The sequence below is a fragment of the Spirochaetae bacterium HGW-Spirochaetae-1 genome, assembly GCA_002839375.1.
GTDB lineage: Bacteria > Spirochaetota > UBA4802 > UBA4802 > UBA5550 > PGXY01.
In genome coordinates, this window is the sequence record PGXY01000003.1 from 682,964 (window position 1) to 704,672 (window position 21,709).

Sequence of the window (21,709 nt, forward strand, 5' to 3'; positions counted from 1 at the left end):
AGCAGTGTGTGGAGAAATTTCTCTGGTTTGAAGAGGCATACCGTAAAAGGCTGGCCCTGTATTTTTAAAGAAATATACCATGGGGTCAGAGCCTGTTGTTAAAGGATAGATACAAGATCACAAACTGTCACTCATCGCACCTGATGGCTGACATTTTTCTTGACGATCTCTGCATTTCATTGTATATTAATTACGATATAAATATAAAGATAAAAAAAGCATTCAGAGCATACTGAATGCATTATACTTGCATTACTAATCGTTTATTAATATCCTGCACAAACTTTCCCCGGACCAGAAATTATTGGTGAGGATGATCCTGGATAGACAGGGATGATTTTTCAATTAATGAAGGGCCTGTGTCAAAGACTCAAAAATATCCCTGAAAAAAACCGAGATGGACATCACACAAAGGAGAGAACATTATGAGAATGGATAAACTCACTCTGAAGGCACAAGACGCCTTTAATACGGCGCAGGATATTGCCACGCAAAAAAATCATTACGAGATACAGCCCCTCCACCTCCTGAAGGCACTGACAGAACAGGAGGGCGGCATGTTTACATCTATTGCCCTGAAGATAGGCGCTCCGGTAAATGAAATAAAGGACGAAGTCAATAAAACCATGAACGAACTCCCTCGTCAGACCGGTGCCGGTCCCGGCGGCGGTGTCATGTCCCAGTCACTGCGAAACACGCTGAACGAGGCATGGAACCAGGCCGTGGGTCTGGGAGATCATTATCTCAGCACCGAGCATCTCATCCTGTCCCTGGCTGCCACTGAAAACGACCGCTCGAAACAAATATTGAACGCCCACGGATTCATAAAGGAAAATATCCTGAAGGTTCTTATGGATATCCGCGGCTCAAAGCGCGCTTCAACGGAAACTGCCGAGGAGCAGTATAATGCCCTGGACCGCTACAGCAGGGACCTGACGCGTCTGGCTCGCATGAACAAGATCGATCCCGTTATCGGCCGTGACGAGGAGATACGCCGCGTCATGCAGGTCCTCTCACGCAGGACCAAGAACAATCCCATCCTCATCGGCGAGCCTGGCGTGGGAAAAACCGCCATTGTCGAAGGCCTGGCCCAGCGTATGGTGGAAGGCGATGTACCGGAAAACCTGAAAAACAAGCGGCTCGTAGGTCTCGATATGGGAGCCCTCATTGCCGGCGCCAAGTATCGCGGAGAATTCGAGGAACGCCTCAAGTCCGTGATCCAGGAGATCGAAGAGTCCGACGGCGATATCATACTCTTTATCGATGAGGTGCACACCCTGGTGGGTGCCGGGGCAGCCGAGGGAGGCAACGATGCATCGAACATGCTAAAACCCGCTCTTGCCCGCGGCGCCATGCGCACCATCGGCGCCACGACGCTGAACGAATATCAGAAATATATCGAAAAAGACAAGGCCCTGGAGCGCCGTTTCCAGCCCGTTTTTACCAAGGAACCTTCGGTGGAAGATACCATCGCCATCCTGCGGGGACTGAAGGAACGGTATGAAGTGCATCACGGCGTGCGAATATCTGACTCGGCCGTTGTTGCCGCGGCCATGCTGTCGGACCGCTATATCACCGAGCGCTTTCTGCCCGATAAAGCCGTGGACCTCATCGATGAATCGGCGTCGCTTATCAAAATGGAAATCGATTCCATGCCCATCGAGATCGACGAGATCGAGCGCCGCATCCGGCAGCTCACCATTGAGAAACAGGCACTGAAAAAAGAAAAGGACAAGGCCTCGCGGGAACGCCTGGACAAACTCGAGGAGGAACTGGCCAACCTGAACGAGAAGAAGGCCGTCCTGGTGACGCAGTGGAACCGCGAAAAGGAACTGATTAAAAATATCAGCGCCGTTAAAGAAGAGATAGACCACTTGAAACAGGAGGAGCAGCGCGCCGAACGCGAAGGAAACCTGAACCGCGTGGCCGAGATTCGCTATGGAAAAATCGTGGAGCTTGAAAAGAAGCTCGGGGAAATCAACGAGAAGATAAAAGCCCTTGGAGAAAACACGCTCCTGAAAGAGGAGGTGACGGAACAGGAGATCGCCGCCGTTGTATCACGCTGGACCGGCATACCCGTATCAAGGATGCTGGAGGGCGAAAAGGAAAAGCTCCTGAAAATGGAAAGTCTTCTGGAAATGCGAGTCATTGGTCAACACCAGGCCCTGACGGCCATATCTGACGCCGTACGCCGCTCGCGCTCGGGGATACAGGACCCGCACCGGCCCATGGGCTCCTTTATCTTCCTGGGTCCCACGGGCGTCGGAAAAACTGAAACGGCCAAGGCCGTGGCTGAATTTCTCTTCAACGATGAAAAGGCCGTGGTGCGCATTGATATGTCGGAATACATGGAAAAGCACGCCGTATCGCGCCTCATCGGTGCACCTCCGGGATACGTGGGATACGAGGAGGGCGGTCAGCTTACAGAAGCGGTACGCCGCCGTCCCTATGCGGTCATTCTTTTCGATGAGATAGAAAAGGCGCATAACGATGTGTTCAATATCTTTCTGCAGATCCTCGACGAAGGAAGGCTTACCGATTCAAAAGGCCGTGTTGTGGATTTCAGAAATACGCTCATTATCATGACGTCAAATATCGGAACAGCCTATATCAGCGACACCACAATTCCCATGGAGGAACGGCGCCGCGGCGTTGAACAGGAACTGAAGACATATTTCAAGCCTGAATTCATCAATCGCGTCGATGAGACCATCATCTTCAATCCCCTGGGCAAGGAGCATATCGGCGAGATCATCAAGCTTCAGCTCAACGAGGTGGCAAAAAGACTGAAAGAGCGCGGCATTCTCCTGGAGCTGAGCCGCAAGGCCATGGATTTTCTCATCCAGGAGGGATTCGATCCGCAGTTCGGGGCCAGACCCCTGAAGCGGGCCATCCAGCGACACCTGCTCAATCCATTGTCGATGCGGCTCCTGGGCGGCGATATTACCGAAGAGCAGAAGGTCAAGGTTGACTTTAATGGGAAGGAAATAATCTTTAAATAGGAAAAAAGCAAGGGGCTCTGACCCCTCAAATAAAACAATCCCTGCATAACTTTAATTGAATATATATTTTATATATTCAATTAAATATAAACATTATAATAGATATTTTATCATTTCCTAAATTTTTTGGTTGTCTTCTTGCGTCATTTTATATATAGTAGGGTATGAAGTAAAAGGCTCCCCCAAAGGGTCAGAGCCCCAATGAAAAACAATTTGTTATGGAGGATACATTCGATGAAGAGGATTAAGTATGGCATAATGATATTCATGGCCATGTGTTTTCTGGGAGTGAACAGTGTGTTTGCTCTGACAGTACAGCATGTAACACCTAATTATGATAGTGGAGGCCCAATAGATACATTTGTTTCAGCTTACTTGACTAATATATTGAATGATATAGATTCAGATGTTGGCACTATTGATTCGACCCCTAAAAAGCTTGCCGAAAGCTTCGCCAACGCGGGCACCTATTCCAACTTCGCCGCCACGCAGCGCGGCTACCAGGGCTATGACCTCTTTGCCGTGACCCTGGGCACCATGTTCGCCGGTCATATGTCAAGCTACGACGTAAGCCAGTTAAAAGACCTGAAGGACGATCTCAAAAACAAGGGCGACGTAGAAGTGGGTGCCGGATGGCAGGCCTGGGCAATGCAGGTGGGTCTCAACACCTCGCCGTGGCTCCTCGACGGCCTCTACCTGGGACTAAAGCTGGGCGTGGTAAAATTCAACATGCCCATTGGTGACAATAAGCTCAAGGTGGACTATATCTCCATAGGCGCCATTGCCGACTACCAGATCCTCAAGGCACGGTCCATCACCGGCGCCTTTGTATGGCGTGGCATCACCGTGGAATCGGGTCTCTTGTACCAGAAAAATGCCACCGGTGTTATTCTTGATGTTGCCGAGCCGACTCCACAAACTGACGGAACATATAGCATGAGTGTTGATCCTAGTCTCACTTTTGCCCTGGATTCCAATATCGTCACCATACCCCTGGAGATAAATACCGCCATCCGTATTGCCTGGTTTCTAAATCTTTCGATAGGTGTTGGCGCCGACATCAACTTCGGTAAATCCGATCTGGTCGCCAAACTAAAAGGTGATATAAAAGTATATGACAATACGGACAACCTTATAGAACCCACAACCCCCGGTTATATCTACACTAATGCTGGAGTAAAAGGGGCCAATCCCAAGGTCTTCGCACCCAAGGCTATGGTGGGCCTGGGTTTCTGTGCCGGGCCGGTCATGATAGATATACCCGTCACCTTCTACTTTCCCGGCGGCTTCAATGTTGGTATCTCGGCCGGTTTTGTCTGGTAAATGAACTGATTCTGTTCCGCCGGGGTCAGAGCCCCGGCGGAACAATAAAATTCTGCGCTGAAATATCCCCCCGCTCCAATAAAGTTATTGATAAAACTGCCCATGCCGGGCATAATGTACCTTGTAAACAACCAGAAAAATAAAGGAAATAATCATGGCAAAAGCATTGATTGTTGACGACTCTAAATTCATGAGGCGTATCATCCGCTCCACCCTGGAGGAAGGGGGCCACCAGATCATTGAGGAGGCCGATAACGGCGCCGACGGGATCAAATGTTATAAAAGGCTGAAACCGGATTTTGTCACCATGGATATCACCATGGGAGGAAAGGACGGCATACGGGCCGTGATGGAGATTACATCCCTGGACCCGACGGCGAAAATTGTGGTCGTATCGGCCCTGAACGAGAATACCATCAGACAGAACGAACCCCATATAAAGGCCTCGGCTTTTATAACCAAACCCTTTGACAAGGACAGCCTTCTCGATGCGGTCAATAATGCCCTGAAGGCTAAATAAAACCAGACCTATGACCAGCAAGTACATCCGATTGTACAACCAAAACACGGAACCGGACTGCGCCTTTTTCCTTGAGGAAGGGAGGGTCTTTTTTTATCCCAATACGGCCGATAAATACGCTATTAACGGCCATGGCCTCATCTTCGGCGCCACGGAAATCATCATGGGAAACATGGCCCACATGCCGATGTTGCGCATTGAAACGGCCGTTACAGGCGAAGAAAGCCGCATCAAACGCATGTCCCTGGATAAATTCCGGGCCGGTATGGAGACCTATTCGTTTCTCCTCAATGTATCCATGGTGCTGGCCCAGCAGGTCCTTCTCACCAACCAGATCATAAACAAGAACCTGAACGAACTGGCCGGCGATGAGAAGAAGACCAGGGAGCTTTCTATGGAATATTTCACCATTATTGAGCGCCTGCGCAAGGAGTATGACAAGCGCCGCCTGCCCTGGATCGCCGTTATCTTAAAGGAATTCGAGCTGAACCTGACCTGCAAGCGCGGCGAGGCCTATTACCGGTCGGCCGAACCGGTGAAAATCACGGAAATACAAAGCCTCTCGGATAAAATGGTTGAATACAGCCGCGGCTCCGTGATCTGCGAGGAAAATTCACAGGGAGACGAGATGTACATCCTCCAGAGCGGCGCCATCGACGTATTTATAGGCGGCAACTGTGTGGCAACTATCGAGGAGCCAGGCACCGTTTCGGGCGAGATGGCCCTGCTCCTGGGCCAGAAACGCACGGCAACTCTGAAAGCGAAGAACAGTGTAGTCCTGACCCGTATCACGAAGAAGGACCTGAAGGAGGTGGCCCAGAAGGAAAGCTCCATTCTCCAGGCCATTGCTCTGTCCCTGGCGAAGCGCCATTATTACAATGTCATAAAAATCGCCGATATCACGGAAAAGACGGTAAACAATCAGCTCGATGGCGAGGCGGCGACACACAAAAAGGCCTCGCTGTCGCAGCAGGCCATGAAGGATCTGGCAACGCTAAAAAGCAGGGTGCAGGACGCCATCTACGAAAAAAAGGCCGATTTTCTGAAGGATGTTTCGGAATTGCTGTAGGCCCGGTCTTCCGGGATTTTCACAGAAACCGGTCCGGGGACAAACCCCCGGTTACTGCGGCTCAACAGTGATGGATTTAAGCCAGTTCATTTCAGCGTTCAGATGCTGTTCCAGGTAGGTCAGGATATGTCTGTGTGATTGATCAACGGGCAGCTCCTTATCGAGCTCTATCTTCTTTTTTATGGATTCAATCTTTTCATTGACTATGATAAGCCTTTCCTCGATGAACTGCTCCCTCTGCTCTTCGGTGAGAAAATTAAAAAACATGAGTATGATATCGATATCGAAGTGAATAAGGTTCTGGTCAAAATACTGCTTCAGAAGCTTCTTGTAATGCTTTCTTCCGGCTGGTAATATTTCATAGACGTATCGCTCGGGATTGCCGCTTTCCTTTTCAGTGCCGACTCTCTTTACCCATTCGTTATCCACGGCCTTTTTTATGGCGTAATAAATGGAGCCGAATTTAATGTCGACATAATCTTCCAGCCTCTCAACAATCTTCTTTTTTATCTCATAACCATATAGATTGCCTTCCATAAGTAGACCCAGAATGGTTATTTCGATTTTCATAAACGCCTCTCAATCCTTCTATCTGTAATAATAGCTGGTAACCCGTGACCGGTCCGTTCATGTATCAGACCTGCACAACCCTAAAAAAAGCTTGTATTGTACAATGAGAACATGCATTTTTTTCCATGAAAAATTAAAAAAATGGGACTATATTAATACAACATTGTATGCTCTCATAATGATTATACAATATAGCATATCTAAAATCAATAAAATAATAGCCCATCACTGAAAAAATGTATATTTATACATTTTTTTTTAAATATATAAAGCGGCCTATATAAACGATTAACAGGAAAATAAATCATGCATCTGGAAAAAGCGAAAAAGAAACTGGAAACGGGTGAAAAACTTACCATTGTGGCCTTTGGCGACTCCTTGACACAGGGCTGGATGGTCCGAAAGGGATATGTGGATTTTCTGCAAGAGATGCTGGCCCGGCGCTATCCTGCGGCACGCTTTACTCTGGTTAACCGAGGCATACCGGGCAATACAACGGAAGACGGCTTGTACAGGCTTCGGCACGATGTCCTTGGCGAAAATCCCCATCTCGTTCTTGTGCAGTTCGCCCTCAATGATGCCTATATGGGGGTCAGAGCCCAACGGTTTAAAAACAATCTGGAGGCTATAGTGGACCAGATTTCCCTCGATACGGATGCCGAGATTATCCTCGTCACATCAGTTTTTATCCACAATGAAGAAGAAAACCACATGGCGGAACTTTTTTACGGCATGATAGAAGAAATCGGGTCAGCGAAAAACATCCCCCTGGCCAGGGTGCACCAGTACTGGAAGGAATGCGTTGCCTCGGGAGTCAGCCATGCATCTCTGGTGCAGAGCGATCAGGTCCATCCCACGGTGGAAGGATACCGCCTCATGGCCGAGGCAGTAATGAAACTTTTTTAATTGTAACCTTTTCCATTGATATATATAATTAATATGGGGGCCCTGAATTAATGGCTCTACTGAATGAAAAACTATTGAAAAAAGTTGTGGATTTAATATCTTTATGGATGAGTATGGCTGGATCAGACATAAGATAAAAGCACTTTTCATTATTCCGGAGAAACAGTAATGCCTGACAGCCATGGAACCAACAGCGGAACAGACAGCGGTCTGAAGACCGATTACGAACAGAAGGTAGAAACACCGCGGATGTACCGCGTTCTCCTTCACAATGATCACTACACAACGATGGATTTTGTTGTGGAGGTTTTAATGAAGATATTTCACATGCCCGCGGCCCAGGCAACGCAGGTTATGCTGGATGTTCACAAAAAGGGCATGGGAATCTGCGGCGTATATTCCCTTGATATAGCCGCTACAAAGGTATCACAGGTTCACGAAATGGCCCAAAACCGGCAGTTTCCCCTTAAATGTTCTTATGAGGAAGCATAATAATGGAAATAAACGAGCAACTGAATAATGTACTCATGGCTGCCTTCAACGAAGCCCAGCGCAACAATCATGAATACCTCACGCCCGAGCATATACTCTACTCCTCCCTTTTCAACAACATAGGCAAGAAAATCATCGAAAGCACGGGAGGAACGGTTAACCACCTGGTAACAAAACTCGAAGAATATTTCGAAAAACACATGCCCCGGGTAAAGGACACCGAACCGGTGCAGTCCTCGGGTTTCAAGAACGTCATGGAGAGGGCTATATGGCATACCACCTCGGCCCAGAAAGAAGAACTGGATCTGGGCGATGTCCTGGTCGCTATCTTCGATGAGGAGGATTCCTTCGCCGCATATTTCATGAAGGATGAGGGAATCACGCGTTACGATCTTCTCAATGTCATCTCCCACGGCGTGTCCATTTATCCCGAACACGATTACTACGGCTCTGACCCAGAGATTGACGGTGAAAAGATCGCGACTGAAAAAACCGAGGAGAAACCCGGCACTGAAAATAAAATCATCGAGTCCTTCACTACGGAGCTGACGGAAAAGGCCAGGGGAGGCCAAATCGACCCCCTCATCGGCAGGGAGGATATTCTTGAGCGTACGGCCCAGGTATTGTGCCGCCGTATAAAAAACAATCCCATTCATGTCGGTGAGGCCGGCGTCGGCAAGACCGCCATAACCGAGGGCCTGGCCCAGCGGATAGCCGACGGGAACGTGCCGGAACCCCTTAAAAACTGTAAAATCTACCAGCTCGATATGGGGGCCCTCATCGCGGGGACCAGGTTCCGGGGCGACTTCGAGGAGCGCATGAAAAAGGTCCTGGCCGAGCTCCAGAAAATGGAAAATGTCATTCTTTTCATTGACGAGATACATACTGTCGTGGGTGCCGGGGCTGTATCCGGCGGTTCCATGGATGCCTCTAACATGCTGAAGCCCGTCCTCTCGTCGGGCCATGTCAAATGCATCGGTTCCACTACCTATGACGAATATAAAAAGTACTTCGAGAAGGACCGGGCCCTTTCCCGCCGTTTTCAGAAAATCGACATACCCGAGCCCACCATCGGGGAAACCGTTGATATTCTCCGGGGCCTGAAGGACCACTACGAAAACTACCATCATGTCACCTATACCGATGAGGCGCTTGCGGCAGTGGCCGAGCTCTCATCGAAATATATAAATGACCGCCATCTTCCCGATAAAGCCATCGATGTTATTGACGAGGCCGGGGCTTATGCCCGAATGTACGGCAAAGAAGGCGACGAAAGGACCGTCATTGACGTGCCGGAAGTAGAACGCATCATCGCCAAAATGGCGAAGATCCCCGAGAAGAGCGTCTCCTCTTCGGAAATGACACGGCTCAAAGATATGACATCGGAAATCAAAACGCAGATATATGGGCAGGACAAGGCCATCGAAATGGTTGCCGAGGCCATAAAGAGAAGCCGCGCCGGTTTCGGCAACCCCGACCGTCCCGTGGCCTCCTTTCTCTTCGTGGGTCCCACGGGTGTGGGTAAAACCGAACTGGCGCGACAGCTGGCCAATTATCTCGGCATCGCCCTGCACCGCTTCGATATGAGTGAATATCAGGAGAAACACACCGTGTCGCGACTTGTCGGCGCCCCTCCGGGGTATGTGGGATATGAGGAAGGAGGGCTCCTGACGGAATCTATCAGGAAAACCCCCTATTCCGTGCTTCTCCTTGACGAGATAGAGAAGGCGCACCAGGATATTTTCAACGCCCTCCTGCAGGTCATGGACTACGCCACGCTCACGGACAACTCGGGGAAGAAAGCCGATTTCCGCAACGTCATCATTATTATGACCTCCAACGCCGGCGCCCGGGAAATCGGCAAACAGCAGTTGGGTTTTGGAGACAGAACCGTCAAGGACGAGGCCATATCAACAGCAATCGAACGTTTTTTCTCGCCGGAGTTCCGGAACAGGCTCGATGCCGTGGTCAACTTTAACAACCTGGATATGACAATCATTCTCGAAATCGTCAAAAAAAATGTCCGGGAATTCCAGTCACAGCTGGAAAGTAAAAATATAATCCTGGAAGTGACCGATACCTGTTACCAGTGGCTTGCGGAAAAAGGATATTCACCGCAATTCGGCGCCCGGGAAATCGCCCGGCTTATACAGGATAAAATAAAATCTTTTTTCATCGACGAGGTGCTTTTCGGCGCCCTGCAAAACGGCGGAAAAACCGAGGCGGACATCGAGAACGATACTGTGAAAGTCAGGATAGCATCGCACTGAAATGTTTTGGCGGCGATGCGATTTATCAGGTGATATACCGGGAGCCTAATGATATTCGCCCTGACCAATGAAATCATATTTCCCCCCGTAGAACTTTCCGAGGAGAACGGTATCCTCGCCGTGGGGGGGGACCTTTCACCGGAACGACTCATTACGGCCTACAGCATGGGGATATTTCCCTGGTTTTCCGACGATGACCCCATTGTATGGTGGTCGCCCGACCCGCGCTTTGTCCTCTACCCCGAAGAAATAAAGATTTCCAGAACCATGCGGCAGGTGCTTCGTCGCGGTTACTTTGATATAACCTTCGACCGTGCCTTCGAATCGGTGATCGGTCAGTGCCGCGGAACAAGAAGGGGCCAGAAAGGGACCTGGATCACGGATCAGATGATGGAGGCCTATATCGTACTCCACGGCTTGGGACTCGCCCATTCAGTCGAAGCCTGGCATGACGGCAAGCTTGCCGGTGGTCTTTACGGCGTATCTCTTGGAAGGTGTTTCTTCGGCGAGTCTATGTTTGCATTGGTTCCCAACGCATCAAAGGCGGCCTTTATTACGCTCACGGCAAAACTACAGTCGCTGAATTTCCCCATCATTGACTGCCAGGTTTATACACAGCACCTGGAAAGCCTGGGTGCCCGGGAGATCCCCCGTAGCGAGTTTATATCCTCACTGCACACCCAGCTTGAACATGATACGCTGAAAGGCAACTGGGGAACAATGAGCCTCTTCAGTGAACCAGCCGGTTCACTCTCTACCTGATGGACCTGAAAACATCGCCCAGCTTTTGGCTGAACAGGACATACTTGTTCTTTGTCGAATTCCCTTCCACGATGAAGGCGAAGCCGTCTTTGCCGATTACATAACATTCGGAAAGCCTGTTGTCCCTGCCCCGGGCCAGAACCCAATAGTAATCAGCGTCATCCTGCCTGCCCCATCGCTCCTTGAGGGGCTTGCTTCCCTGCCCGCTGAGCCACCGGTTTGATATTTCTTTTATGTTTTTTTTATCCAGCGGCAGGCTCACCAGGCTTATACTCGTTTCACTGTCGATACTGGAAAATTGTCGGATAACACCTGTTTTATTATTAGGCGCCTTATTATGTGATTCCCGCCAGCCCGCAGGTATCGAAAGGGTAATGCCCTTTTCAAGCAATGTCACCGTAACGGTTGGCAAATAGTTTTCAGCAGGAATATCGTCCTCTTTCTTCACCGGTTTCCACAAGCTTCTTTTCATGGTCTGGGAAATCAGCGCCGCCGCCTTTCGGTCGACCAGATCGAAATTGGATTCATGCATGTCCCATGAGGCTATTTTCACAGAGGGTCTTTTCTTCAGAAGAGATTCAATTTCCGCCATTTCATCAGCAGAAGGATAGCCTTCAACAGTTATACCGGCATGCCGATAATACTGCAGAACCGATACGAGGCGCGAGAGTTCAATCCTTGTTTTCCGGAAAAAATAATTTCTTGCCCGCATTTCTTTATCCAGGGTATCACGGTCAAAACCTTCTAGGCCGGGAATCAGCGTTCCCCTGTCCAAGACCTGTCCCAACTCGGCGGTAACGCCGCCCGTCAGAGCATCATTCTGCAGCCTGTCGAAGGCAATGCGATACCCGGCAAAAGCCGTTTCTGCATACCGATACCGTGCGAAACTCTCACGGCAGTCCTTCAGACTCCCCGTGATGGTATCAATCTCAAACTGTGCTGCCAGGTTTTTCATGGTGCTGTCCACGTTCTTTTCATTCCTGATGGCGGCATCGCGGTTCTTTAGAAATTCATGGTACAGGATGCCCGCCTCATAGCGGCTGCCTTTAATCCCGGCGGCACAATCAGTCTGTTTTAAACGCAGAGAACGGATATCATTTGCCGGCAGGGAAGCGAGCACGTCCCTGTCAAATACAATGCCCTTCATGGCAAACCGGGGAATGCCGTCAATCCTCTTTATAGCAGCAACATAATCGATGTAAACTTTCCGGTCCTCAAGACGCGACAGTGTGCCGCAATCACGTACCAGGGAAGTCACCAGGGCCATATAGCGGCCTCCCTGGTTCATCTGATAATCGAGTAGTTCCATGATCCGGGGACGCGGAAGTCTGCGCCACTGTGACACGCGGGTGAGAAAATCCATGGACCTGGCCTTGTGATCATAACAGATCTGCATCTGAGACCTGAATTCCCTTTTCGCCCTTTCAAATTCGTTAAAATTTACCATATCTTCATTATGGTAGCCGTTGTCTTTAATTCTCTTATCCTCATGGAGAAGGATATTATTACAGCGTGCCGTATGGGTGATGATAATCTTTTCAAATTCCTCGTTAAGGCCCCCAACATAGGCCTCGTCATTTTTGTCACGGATGTGGGCCAGGGCCTTAAGCCTTAGGCTGTCAATCTCCCGGCAGATCAGGCTTGTATCGGGAAGGGCTGGAATGGTTAGCACTACAGGATTTTCGTGTATTTTCCCCGCCGGTAAAAGGGATTCGGACTCCCCTTCCGGTAAAATGACTGAGGGCGGAGTGAAAATTGAGGTATCCATGGCCTGGGGATTCCGGTAGTAATACTGTATTTTCGCCAGGGGAATATCATTCCCGCGCGGCAGTATCGTTCTTATTTCACTATAATGGCCGAACTCCCTGTCTACACGACAATGGACCTGCTGCCAGCACCATGACTTGTCCAGTGCCTTTTCATCGGGCCGGATACCCTCTGAGGCCGCAATATGTTTCATGGCGCCGGCAAGGATGGCTTCATCAAGGGACTTCATGCTCCAGTTTGCACTGCCCTCCGTCAGCTCTTCTATTATTTTTCCTTTTACATCATTGATAATGGCGGTACGGGACGAGTCTATGCTGCCCAGCATCACTTCCCCGGCCATGATCTTCCAGCCCTCCCTGTCTATATGTGTGTTCATGGTAATCTGCACAAGTTCATCGGTGTCTTCGGCAAAAAAGGTCCGTGCCATGACTGTAAGGCGGTCCTTCACCATGGTCCGCACCTGCGGAGTAAAACTGCCGCGGTCTATTTCCATGACAGCTTCCTTTAACAGCTGCAGGGATACCAGGGGCTTCACAGTCACATCAACGCGTTTTTCCATATATTCATGGGTAACACTGACCGGGGTATTCTGGCTGTTTTTAACATCTTCATGGGAGCCCTGAAACACGGAGATCATTTTTTCCGTTCTTTGTATTTCACGGTCGAGATATGCTGTCACTGAAGCATCGAGAACATTTTTCTTTTCAATTTTCTCTTTTTCCAGCCTGATAAGCCGCAGGTGATTCTGCCACCATGCACATCTCTTATCCTGCATACCGTCCGAAAAGGCCGTGCCGTAGAGGCCCATGATAATAAGAAGTAATAACGCTTTTCGTTTCATCGCCCCGTCTCCATGGTGGAAATCGCTCCGGCCTTGTCCCCGTGGCTCTCCAGGGGAAGGCCGGAGATTGTCTCATTACAGTATCGATAAAAATGAGGGATTAGATTAGCCGGTTTTCGAGATACGGGATCAATATAAGGAAGAATAAAGGCCGTGAATTACGCATTAACCGGACGATACACAGCAGCAACAATCACACCGGCGACAATGAATTCAGCCATTCCATAAACAAGCCACTGCATGGAGAGCGAAAAAGGCAGCGGATACACAACATATTGGTTGAACGCTGCAGGAACATTCATGAAAAGTCCTATAACAAGCCCGTAGCGCAGCCCTTCCGCAAGTCCCCTGCCCTCGTATCCCTTCACGAAAATGAACACGAACATGAATGAAAGGAAAATCCCCGTGAGGATCATAATCCACATGAGGTCCATCATTTCGGGACGCCAGAGTTTTGTCGTGGCCTCATAGGCCGACATGAGAATAACATTATGGATAAAATAATCCATGGCCTGAAAGGCGAGAAAGACAGCAAGTGTCGAGATAATCAGTCGTTTCCAGTTCATAACATACCTCCGTTGATAATTACACCATACATATGTTTAGTATTTTGTCAAGTGTTTTTTATACACTTCTATCAGGAAAGGAGTCTGGATTATAATACGCCATCCGAGCAACAAGAGATTTCTTCTAACGGCAGATCAGTATCGGCACCATGATTATTTTTATCATCGTAAAAGATATTGCAGCTCGCGGCCATTACGAAACAGGATAAACCGGGTATCGCGGTAATTGCCGAAGAGCCCGGTGAAGCGATCCTTTTTATCAGCAGGATTTTTCACATCACGGATACATACGGCCTTCACATGCCTGCCGTATTTCTTAACGATTTCGGCGTAGACCTCAGGGTCATTTTCCCCCGAATCACCTACGAGAATGAAGCGCCTTTCCGGGAAATCATTAATAATGGACGATATGACACCTATCTTGTACTCCCGCTGATCGGCCGTGAGAAAATCCAGTGCCGAGGAATCCTTGAGCCTGAAGTTTTTGAGATGCATGGACCCCCGGGGGAACTTCTCGTCGTCCATGAAGCGCCGGACCGGCTCATAGAGCTGCCAGGGGCTCCCCGAGACATAGTGGAACACAGCACCCTTCCGGGTCCAGCTCCGGTATTGGTCGGCCATGCCCGGGACTGACCTGAATGGTCTGGTGAAGGTATTCTTTGCCAGTTCCTTTTTATCCAGAACATTGCTGATCTTAATGGTGTCGTCGATATCGGAAATGACCGAGATACCCTGCGTGGGAATATATCGTATTTCACCGGTAAATTTCCTACCGTCATCGGTCACAGTCACGGTGCCGATGTGCAGCAGGTTTCTTTTAAAAAGCGGTAGAATCTCTCCCTTTTTCATGACTACACTTTTCGCAAAGTGCCCATTTCCGTCCGATTCGGGCATGTCAATAATTCCACCTCCAAGCCTTACGCGAATATCCTTTCCGCCTTTGTTATCCACAAGGAAAAGTTTCGTACGTTCTGCAAAAAGTGGATACCCCGGATCGCCCTCTTCGATATCGGCGGTCCCGGCAATGATCCTGAGCAGTACCGATCTCTTTAACGAGTCTTCTTCCGGCTCATAGATACTCCCGTGAATATTGATGGTCATGACATCGCTCCCGGAAAGAAATGCATAGGTAGGATAAAAGACCACCGTTTCATCACTTTTAATTTCGACCCCGGAAACAAGGGATGTCATCAGGCAGGTGAAAAATACCGCCATAACTTTTTTCATGTCTTATCGATCCTGCAATCTTTTTTCAGCACCGTGATCCCATGAGTCAGCGGGATTAACGGCCAGCCTGATATCAAGTATACGCCACACCGCCGGTATGCGTCAACACTTATCAAAATATTCCATCATCCCGGAAATGATTTTACTGCGCTGCCGTTCGCCTTTAAACTACATTCAACAGCACGGGAAAGGTACCGGATACTGATCGTCGAGGATGAAGCCCTCATCGCCATGAATGGAGAAGAAGCCATCGCGCTCGCTGAAAAAGAACTTCCGGATTTGGCCATCGTTGATATCGTGCTTGACGGAAAAATGAACGGGATAGAGGTAGCGAGAGAAATCAGAAAGAGAACAGGGATTCCCTTTATCTATATTACGGGAAATACCGATGACGCGACCAGGAGTGACGCCATGAAGACCGGGCCGCTCGATTACCTGGAAAAACCCGTTGATATTGAAAAGCTCATTTCATTATTAAAGAACCTGCACCACTGAACAAGTCGCTGCGATGACTTGGTTAGTGCACAGGACCTCACCAGGCTACTTCCGGGAAGGCAATTATTTTTTTATCAACGCACTGCTCTTTTAAAATCGCAGGGTAAATCTGGTGCCACTATCCCTGTCAAGAGCGATGGTACCTTTGAGCTGTGAAGCCAGCGCCCCGGTAAGCTGAAGTCCCAGTGATGTGGCGGAGCCTATGTCGTACTGTGGGGGGATTCCAACGCCGTCATCGCTTATGGTGAGGACATATCCCGCCCCGTTTTTTGATAATTCGATGCCGATTTTCCCCTTCCGGCCGCCGGGAAAGGCATATTTTATTGAGTTGGTCACCAGTTCATTTATAATCTGTGCGCAGGGAATGGCCGTATTCAACTCAAGGAAAATATTGTTGATCTCGACCCTGGTCGTGATCGTATCAGATCCCACTCCATAGGAACCGAAAAGGTATTCCAGAAGACTGTTGATATACAACCTGAAGTCGATCCGGGAAAAGTCGTTCGACTCATCGAGATTTTCATGAACGAGCGCCATGGATCTGACGCGATTCTCGCTGTCCTTGATCATCTCTATGCTCCGGGCGTCCGTGGCCTTCTGTGCCTGAAGGTTGAGCAGGCTGGTAACTATCTGCATGTTGTTTTTCACGCGATGATGAATCTCCCGGAGCAGCAGTTCCTTCTCCTTAAGGGAGGCCCGCACCAGCTCTTCTGCTTTTTTCCGCTCCTCTATTTCCTTCTGCAAGTCCTCGGTCCTGATGCGCACCAGGTTTTCCAGGTTTTCCCGATACCGCGCCAGTTCCACTTCAGAATTTCGCCGCTTGAGGACATTCTCCAGGGTGGCGGGCAGTGCCTTGAGATAGTAGCCCTCGGAATCCTTGATCACATAATCGTAAGCCCCGGCCTTCATGGCCTTTACCGCCACTTCTTCGTCGCCGGTCCCCGTTATAATGATGACCGGGGCCCCCCGTGTGCTGCCGAAAAGATCAAAGGCGGTTCCGTCGCCGAGAAGATAATCGAGTATCACCACGTCATATTTGTTTTTCTCCAGAAGAGGCAGGGCCTCAGCGATGGAACCGGCCAGGTCATAGGTATAGCCCGTGCCGGCATGTCCCATAAATCTTTCAAAGGCACGGCGGTCCACCTGATCATCCTCAACAAAGAGAATTCTAATGGCCGATTCACTCATACTCACTCCTCGTCGCAGGTATCACCGGAAGCCCCGTATTCTTCAAGGGTTTGTATCATCGCATAGATGTCTTTCCTGGCCACCGGTTTTGTCATGTAACCGGCAGCGCCAAGATTAAAGCAAGCCTTCCTGTCCTTCATGTCACCTGATGTGGTGAGAATAACTACGGGTATTTTCATCAGACCCTTATCCTTCCTCACTTCCATCAAGAATTCAACACCGTTCATCCTGGGCATATTCAGGTCCACGATCATTATTCCCGGTTTTTCCCTTTTCCCGTCATGGAGATACAAAAGCGCCTCTTCGCCATCGCCGAGGACGATGATGGAGTTGGCAATATTGCATTCGCCGAAGGCCCTCCTTACATGCATGGCATCGATTCTGTCGTCTTCAATAACCAGTATGGGTTTTCTGTTCCTCATGCAATCCCTCTCTCATGGGAAGAGTAAAATAAAAACTGCTGCCGTAACCAACCTCGGATTGAACCCGGATTTCACCGCCCATGACCTCGATTATCTTTTTAACCAGGGCAAGACCGATGCCCGTGCTTTCGATGGAGTCCCTGGGTGTAAGAGTCTGAAATATCTGGAAAATTTTTTCATGATACCGCGGGTCAATGCCGGGACCATTGTCGCTCACACAGAATTCATGGCAAAAACCGCAATCCGACGACGTAACCGTGACAACTCCCTCCTCCTTGTCCATGTACCGGACCGCATTTCCCAGAAGATTCTGGAAAACCTGTTCCATGCATATCCGCTCGGCGTACACCGAAGGAAGACGGTTTCCAATAACAACCGATATATGTTCGCGGGGCATGATGATTTCAATAATATCCCTGAGCAGGGTATTGAGATCAATCCATTCCTCTTTACCCATGTTTCTTCCCACACGGGAGTACTGGAGGATGCCATCAATAAGGGAGTCCATTCTCTTCACCCTGCTGCGGATAAGGTCAATGTGTTCCCGTCCCTCTCCGTCGAGGAGATGCCAGTAATCCTCCTTAAGCCATTCAGACAGCTGGTTTATGCCCCGCAGAGGCGCCTTCAGGTCATGGGAGACCACATGGGCGAATTCATTCAGCTCCCGGTTTGCCATCTCAAGCCGAACCGTGCGTTCCTCCACTATCCGCTCCAGGTCATTGTTCAGACGGGCCGCTTCCTCCTCGGCCCTTCTGCGCCTGCTGATATCCAGAACGGTCCCGGCGATCCGCTTCGCCATGCCCGAATCATCCCTTTCCATGACATTGCCGTTCACCAGGACCCACTTCCATTGCCCCGTTCCGGCAAGAAGACGATGCTCCGATTCAAAATAATGTTTTTTGCCCTCCAGATGTTCCTGCAGGCCCAGCGTGACATTTTCCCTGTCGTCGGGATGGATTCTCCCCAGCCATGTATCTATTTCCGGTTCAATATCGTCAGCGGAGTACCCCAGTATGGCTGCCCAACGCCGGTTGTATATCACGTACCCCGTATCCAGGTCCCAGTCCCAGAATCCCAGGCTTCCCCCCTTCAGGATTACCTCCAATCTTCTCTGGTTGTCGTTGAGCGCCCGGTCAGTCATCTTTCTTTCAGTGATGTTATCGATGATACCAATGATTCCCGGGGCTCCTCCCTCTTCACCGGGGACGGGGATGGATCGTATGGCGTACCACTGACCGTCCCTGGAACAAATCTCTCTTTCCGTCATTTTACCCGTTTCAACGGCCCTCAAGCAGGGGCACTCACCGGGTTCGAGATTCAGAATTTCACTGCAGAGGCGCCCTTCCAGGAGAGTGTCTTTTGTCAGGGAAAGCCCCATAATATCATGGTTTGATTCCAGGATTTTACCATGGACATCCATGAAGAGAACCATCTGGGGAAGACCGGCCAGAATGGCTGTTATTCCGGTAATGAGTTTTCCCGGCACATTTCTTACCGGCGCTTTTTCATCATGAGTCCCGGCCGGATTAATATCATGCCCAAACCGCTCCATGGCCCGTTTAATAACCAGATCAAGCATTTCGGGCGTAACCGGTTTCGACACGTATCCATAGGGAAACACATCGGTGGTGCTGCTTAAGGTTTGTAATAGGTTATCCCCGGCGATAAGAATAAAGGGGATATCCAGCTCTTTCCGCATCCAATGTACAGTCTCAAAAATAATCTCTCCGCTCTGACAATCTGTGTCCAGGAGAATCAGGTCTGCCTTCATATCCCGTGAGACCGCCGGACACTGTTCCAGTGAACAGCAGCGCCCGGCAATAGAATGCCCCATAGCCTGGAGTTGGAATTCAATATCCCTTGCCGTGCTTTCGTCGTCCTCAACAAGAAGTACTGAAATTGATTCCATTGACACTCCGCGTGAAATCAGGTATCCAGCATTTTTCATGGCTACTGGTTTTTGTCTATGTGCTCAAGCTCGTCGGCCGATAGTATGCGGTCAACGTCGAGAAGAATTATCAGATTGTCGTCGACGTTGCCGATCCCTATGATGAACTCGGCCTCAATGCTCGCCTTGAAATGCTGCGTATCCTGAATTTTTTCCCTGGGAATGTCAATGACATCGGAAACCGAATCAACTATCATGCCCACTTCGCGTCCCTTAACACTTACAATGAGAATGACCGTAGTCATGTCATAGGCCCTCTCGGGCATGCGGAATTTCATCCGCATATCCACAACGGGCACCACCTTGCCGCGAAGGTTTATGACTCCTTTCATGTAGGCGGCCATACTGGGGACACTGGTAATTTTAGTCATCCCCACAATTTCCTGAACCTTGAGAATATCGACACCGTAAAATTCTTTCTCTATGATAAAGCTTACATACTGTTCCTTCTCTTCAGCATCCCTGAAAACTCCCCTGCCTTGAACCGCCGCTTCCGCCATGGTTCTACCCGCTTCATCTGCTTTCATTATTTCACCTCCCGGTTCTCACCATTAACGGATAATTAAAATTCTTCGAAACCCTCTTCGGTCATGAGTGAATCCAGACTGGCTTCTTTCTTCTCAGATATTGCCCTCTTCTCCGCCATGGCCAGGACATTTTTTTCACCGGGTTTATTGAGCTTTTTGGTAGCCGGTTTCTCTTTTCCCTTACCGGCCCCCGCAACATGCAGTTCCTTGTGTTTGGTACTATAGGTGTCCGAGAAGGTCGTTTTGCTGATCTTGAAACGCTCTGTCATGCTCAGCAGTTCCTGGGCCTGGTTGCTCATCTCCTCGCTGGCCGAGGCGGTTTCTTCAACAAGAGCCGCGTTCTGCTGCGTCATGTTGTCCAGCTCCGTGACGGCTATGTTGATCTGTTCGATGCCCTGCTGCTGTTCTATTGTTGCAGCCGTGATCTCCGAAATAGTCCTGCTAACCTGGTCAATGGCGTTGATGATCTCGCGCAGGGATTCGCCGCTCCTATTCACCAGGGTTGTGCCGGTCTCGATCTTTTCAACGGTATCCCTAATGAGGGACTCAATCTCCTTGGCGGCATTTCCCGACCGCTGCGCCAGATTGCGGATCTCTCCGGCGACAACGGCAAATCCGCGTCCGTGCTCACCGGCACGGGCCGCCTCAACCGCGGCGTTCAGGGCCAGGAGGTTCGTCTGAAAGGAAATTTCATTTATAACCGATGTTATTTCACCTATCTTCTTGCTCACCTGGTTTATCTCGCCGATGCCCTTCACGGCCTGCTCGGAAACCCGACCGCCCTCGTCGGCCAGGACCGCGCTGTTGCGGGCCAGGTCCTCGGCCTTCTTGGAATTTTCGGCGTTCTGCCTCGTCGTGGCATTGGACTCCTCAACGGTGGATGCCACCTCCTCAAGAGACGATGCCTGTTCAGCCGTGCGCTGGGATAAATTCTCGTTACCGCTGGTAATCTCCTGCACGGCCTGAGACAGGTTTTGAGCTGATACAATCATGTTGGATATGAGTCCCTCCAGATTGCCTGCCGCTTCATTGAGGGACCTGGCAAGCTGGCCCATCTCATCGTTCTGGTCCAGATCAATTTTCCCGGTGAGATCCCCCTTCGCCAGGCTCTCTGAAAATGCCAGGCCCAGCTTTATGGGCTCAATGATACTTCTGCTGATGAGAAAGGATATAATGATAGAACAGATTATCACTGCGGCAATGACAACGAATTGAACAATCATCATCGTCATTGATGCATCTTCAACTATGATGGAAACATTTTGCATTTTCTCGGTATATTCAGCGGCAAGGTCTTTCGATAATTTTTCCGCGGCGTGGATCTCATCTTTGTACTGCCCTATGGCCATATTTGCCGCAACTGTAGTTTTGATTTCGCCGGTTTCTATTTTATTTAGGACATTTTTGAGTCCAGTTTCATATTTCACCAAATCTTCCCGTAATTTTTCAAAAGGCTTTACCTTTTCTCCTGAAACGATTTTCAGGGACAAGTCAATTTTTTCCAAACCGCTCTTATATTCGTCCTCCCATTCCCCCGTGTATTTCTTTACGCTGTCGGAGTTATCGATGTTTATGAAGACGTCTTTTTCAAAACGCCGCAGAGCATGAATGTTGGCCCTGGCACGGGCCGTATACTCGGCCAGATGGGCATCTGTGGCAAGCATATTCAGTGTACCGTTCTTTATTTTCATGGAGCCATAATAATTAAAAAAACCTGTTATAATAATGAGTACGATTACCAGACCGAATGACAGAAAGAGCCGTTTCTGTATTTTCATGTCTCTTATTCTGCTCATAATATTTCTCCTTCCTAT

At 49.4% G+C, this 21,709-nt stretch carries 18 protein-coding genes; 9 read left to right on the forward strand and 9 right to left on the reverse strand.

The features are described from left to right. Positions 1-425: 425 nt before the first annotated feature. The 4 genes from clpB (at position 426) to CVV44_07705 (ending at position 5,914) form a co-directional block, all read left to right on the forward strand. Positions 426-3,002 (forward strand): ATP-dependent chaperone ClpB, encoded by a 2,577-nt coding sequence (clpB, locus tag CVV44_07690; protein ID PKL40087.1) that lies wholly within the window; start codon positions 426-428, stop codon positions 3,000-3,002. A gap of 234 nt (positions 3,003-3,236) precedes the next feature. Further along, on the forward strand, positions 3,237-4,325 hold the full coding sequence (locus tag CVV44_07695; protein PKL40088.1) for a hypothetical protein: 1,089 nt from the start codon (positions 3,237-3,239) through the stop codon (positions 4,323-4,325). A 154-nt stretch (positions 4,326-4,479) separates the two neighbouring features. After that, complete coding sequence (locus tag CVV44_07700) at positions 4,480-4,845, forward strand: two-component system response regulator (protein PKL40089.1); 366 nt, start codon at positions 4,480-4,482, stop codon at positions 4,843-4,845. Positions 4,846-4,855: 10 nt separating this feature from the next. Continuing rightward, positions 4,856-5,914, forward strand: coding sequence for a hypothetical protein (locus tag CVV44_07705; protein PKL40090.1), 1,059 nt, complete (start codon positions 4,856-4,858; stop codon positions 5,912-5,914). Between the two features lie 51 nt (positions 5,915-5,965). On the opposite strand, the gene CVV44_07710 is transcribed toward CVV44_07705, so the two are convergent. After that, entirely contained in the window at positions 5,966-6,484 is a 519-nt protein-coding gene (locus tag CVV44_07710) for a hypothetical protein (GenBank protein PKL40091.1), read from the reverse strand. Between the two features lie 306 nt (positions 6,485-6,790). Here CVV44_07710 and CVV44_07715 point away from each other — a divergent pair, with 306 nt between their 5' ends. The 4 genes from CVV44_07715 to CVV44_07730 all read left to right on the forward strand — a co-directional run bounded on the left by CVV44_07715 (position 6,791) and on the right by CVV44_07730 (position 10,914). Next, positions 6,791-7,390 (forward strand): hypothetical protein, encoded by a 600-nt coding sequence (locus CVV44_07715; protein ID PKL40092.1) that lies wholly within the window; start codon positions 6,791-6,793, stop codon positions 7,388-7,390. Between the two features lie 168 nt (positions 7,391-7,558). After that, positions 7,559-7,882, forward strand: coding sequence for an ATP-dependent Clp protease adapter ClpS (locus tag CVV44_07720; protein PKL40093.1), 324 nt, complete (start codon positions 7,559-7,561; stop codon positions 7,880-7,882). A gap of 2 nt (positions 7,883-7,884) precedes the next feature. Then, positions 7,885-10,152, forward strand: coding sequence for an ATP-dependent Clp protease ATP-binding subunit ClpA (clpA, locus tag CVV44_07725; GenBank protein PKL40094.1), 2,268 nt, complete (start codon positions 7,885-7,887; stop codon positions 10,150-10,152). A gap of 48 nt (positions 10,153-10,200) precedes the next feature. Then, positions 10,201-10,914, forward strand: a complete 714-nt coding sequence (locus CVV44_07730) for a leucyl/phenylalanyl-tRNA--protein transferase (protein ID PKL40095.1) — start codon at positions 10,201-10,203, stop codon at positions 10,912-10,914. Here CVV44_07730 and CVV44_07735 read toward each other — a convergent pair. The 3 genes from CVV44_07735 to CVV44_07745 all read right to left on the reverse strand — a co-directional run bounded on the left by CVV44_07735 (position 10,907) and on the right by CVV44_07745 (position 15,315). Next, on the reverse strand, positions 10,907-13,522 hold the full coding sequence (locus tag CVV44_07735) for a hypothetical protein (protein ID PKL40096.1): 2,616 nt from the start codon (positions 13,520-13,522) through the stop codon (positions 10,907-10,909). The two genes, CVV44_07730 and CVV44_07735, sit on opposite strands and share 8 nt — an antisense overlap. Before the next feature lie 158 nt (positions 13,523-13,680). Beyond that, on the reverse strand, positions 13,681-14,088 hold the full coding sequence (locus CVV44_07740) for a hypothetical protein (GenBank protein PKL40097.1): 408 nt from the start codon (positions 14,086-14,088) through the stop codon (positions 13,681-13,683). A gap of 162 nt (positions 14,089-14,250) precedes the next feature. Next, a complete protein-coding gene (locus tag CVV44_07745; protein PKL40098.1) occupies positions 14,251-15,315 on the reverse strand; it encodes a hypothetical protein in 1,065 nt (354 codons plus the stop codon). Between the two features lie 231 nt (positions 15,316-15,546). On the opposite strand from CVV44_07745, the gene CVV44_07750 reads away from it, so the two are divergent. Further along, the gene (locus CVV44_07750; protein PKL40099.1) at positions 15,547-15,810 is read left to right on the forward strand and encodes a hypothetical protein; all 264 of its coding nucleotides are present in this window, start codon (positions 15,547-15,549) and stop codon (positions 15,808-15,810) included. 90 nt (positions 15,811-15,900) lie between these two features. Here the strand turns inward: CVV44_07750 and CVV44_07755 are convergent, their stop codons facing one another. From CVV44_07755 to CVV44_07775, 5 genes are all read right to left on the reverse strand, one after another. Next, positions 15,901-16,998, reverse strand: coding sequence for a hypothetical protein (locus CVV44_07755; GenBank protein ID PKL40100.1), 1,098 nt, complete (start codon positions 16,996-16,998; stop codon positions 15,901-15,903). 2 nt (positions 16,999-17,000) lie between these two features. Beyond that, entirely contained in the window at positions 17,001-17,420 is a 420-nt protein-coding gene (locus CVV44_07760) for a two-component system response regulator (GenBank protein ID PKL40101.1), read from the reverse strand. Next, positions 17,389-19,368: a hypothetical protein gene (locus tag CVV44_07765; protein ID PKL40102.1), complete on the reverse strand. Its 1,980-nt coding sequence runs from the start codon at positions 19,366-19,368 to the stop codon at positions 17,389-17,391. Before CVV44_07765 ends, CVV44_07760 begins: the two co-directional genes overlap by 32 nt. Before the next feature lie 2 nt (positions 19,369-19,370). Then, positions 19,371-19,868 (reverse strand): chemotaxis protein CheW, encoded by a 498-nt coding sequence (locus tag CVV44_07770; protein ID PKL40150.1) that lies wholly within the window; start codon positions 19,866-19,868, stop codon positions 19,371-19,373. A gap of 62 nt (positions 19,869-19,930) precedes the next feature. Next, a complete protein-coding gene (locus CVV44_07775; protein ID PKL40103.1) occupies positions 19,931-21,691 on the reverse strand; it encodes a hypothetical protein in 1,761 nt (586 codons plus the stop codon). Positions 21,692-21,709 lie beyond the last annotated feature (18 nt).

Bases quoted from the DNA above. Each gene is read 5' to 3' on its own strand.
- clpB (PKL40087.1), top strand. From the start codon at position 426: ATGAGAATGGATAAACTCACTCTGAAGGCACAAGACGCCTTTAATACG.
- CVV44_07695 (PKL40088.1), top strand. From the start codon at position 3,237: ATGAAGAGGATTAAGTATGGCATAATGATATTCATGGCCATGTGTTTT.
- CVV44_07700 (PKL40089.1), top strand. From the start codon at position 4,480: ATGGCAAAAGCATTGATTGTTGACGACTCTAAATTCATGAGGCGTATC.
- CVV44_07705 (PKL40090.1), top strand. From the start codon at position 4,856: ATGACCAGCAAGTACATCCGATTGTACAACCAAAACACGGAACCGGAC.
- CVV44_07710 (PKL40091.1), bottom strand. From the start codon at position 6,484: ATGAAAATCGAAATAACCATTCTGGGTCTACTTATGGAAGGCAATCTA.
- CVV44_07715 (PKL40092.1), top strand. From the start codon at position 6,791: ATGCATCTGGAAAAAGCGAAAAAGAAACTGGAAACGGGTGAAAAACTT.
- CVV44_07720 (PKL40093.1), top strand. From the start codon at position 7,559: ATGCCTGACAGCCATGGAACCAACAGCGGAACAGACAGCGGTCTGAAG.
- clpA (PKL40094.1), top strand. From the start codon at position 7,885: ATGGAAATAAACGAGCAACTGAATAATGTACTCATGGCTGCCTTCAAC.
- CVV44_07730 (PKL40095.1), top strand. From the start codon at position 10,201: ATGATATTCGCCCTGACCAATGAAATCATATTTCCCCCCGTAGAACTT.
- CVV44_07735 (PKL40096.1), bottom strand. From the start codon at position 13,522: ATGAAACGAAAAGCGTTATTACTTCTTATTATCATGGGCCTCTACGGC.
- CVV44_07740 (PKL40097.1), bottom strand. From the start codon at position 14,088: ATGAACTGGAAACGACTGATTATCTCGACACTTGCTGTCTTTCTCGCC.
- CVV44_07745 (PKL40098.1), bottom strand. From the start codon at position 15,315: ATGAAAAAAGTTATGGCGGTATTTTTCACCTGCCTGATGACATCCCTT.
- CVV44_07750 (PKL40099.1), top strand. From the start codon at position 15,547: ATGAATGGAGAAGAAGCCATCGCGCTCGCTGAAAAAGAACTTCCGGAT.
- CVV44_07755 (PKL40100.1), bottom strand. From the start codon at position 16,998: ATGAGTGAATCGGCCATTAGAATTCTCTTTGTTGAGGATGATCAGGTG.
- CVV44_07760 (PKL40101.1), bottom strand. From the start codon at position 17,420: ATGAGGAACAGAAAACCCATACTGGTTATTGAAGACGACAGAATCGAT.
- CVV44_07765 (PKL40102.1), bottom strand. From the start codon at position 19,368: ATGAAAAATGCTGGATACCTGATTTCACGCGGAGTGTCAATGGAATCA.
- CVV44_07770 (PKL40150.1), bottom strand. From the start codon at position 19,868: ATGGCGGAAGCGGCGGTTCAAGGCAGGGGAGTTTTCAGGGATGCTGAA.
- CVV44_07775 (PKL40103.1), bottom strand. From the start codon at position 21,691: ATGAGCAGAATAAGAGACATGAAAATACAGAAACGGCTCTTTCTGTCA.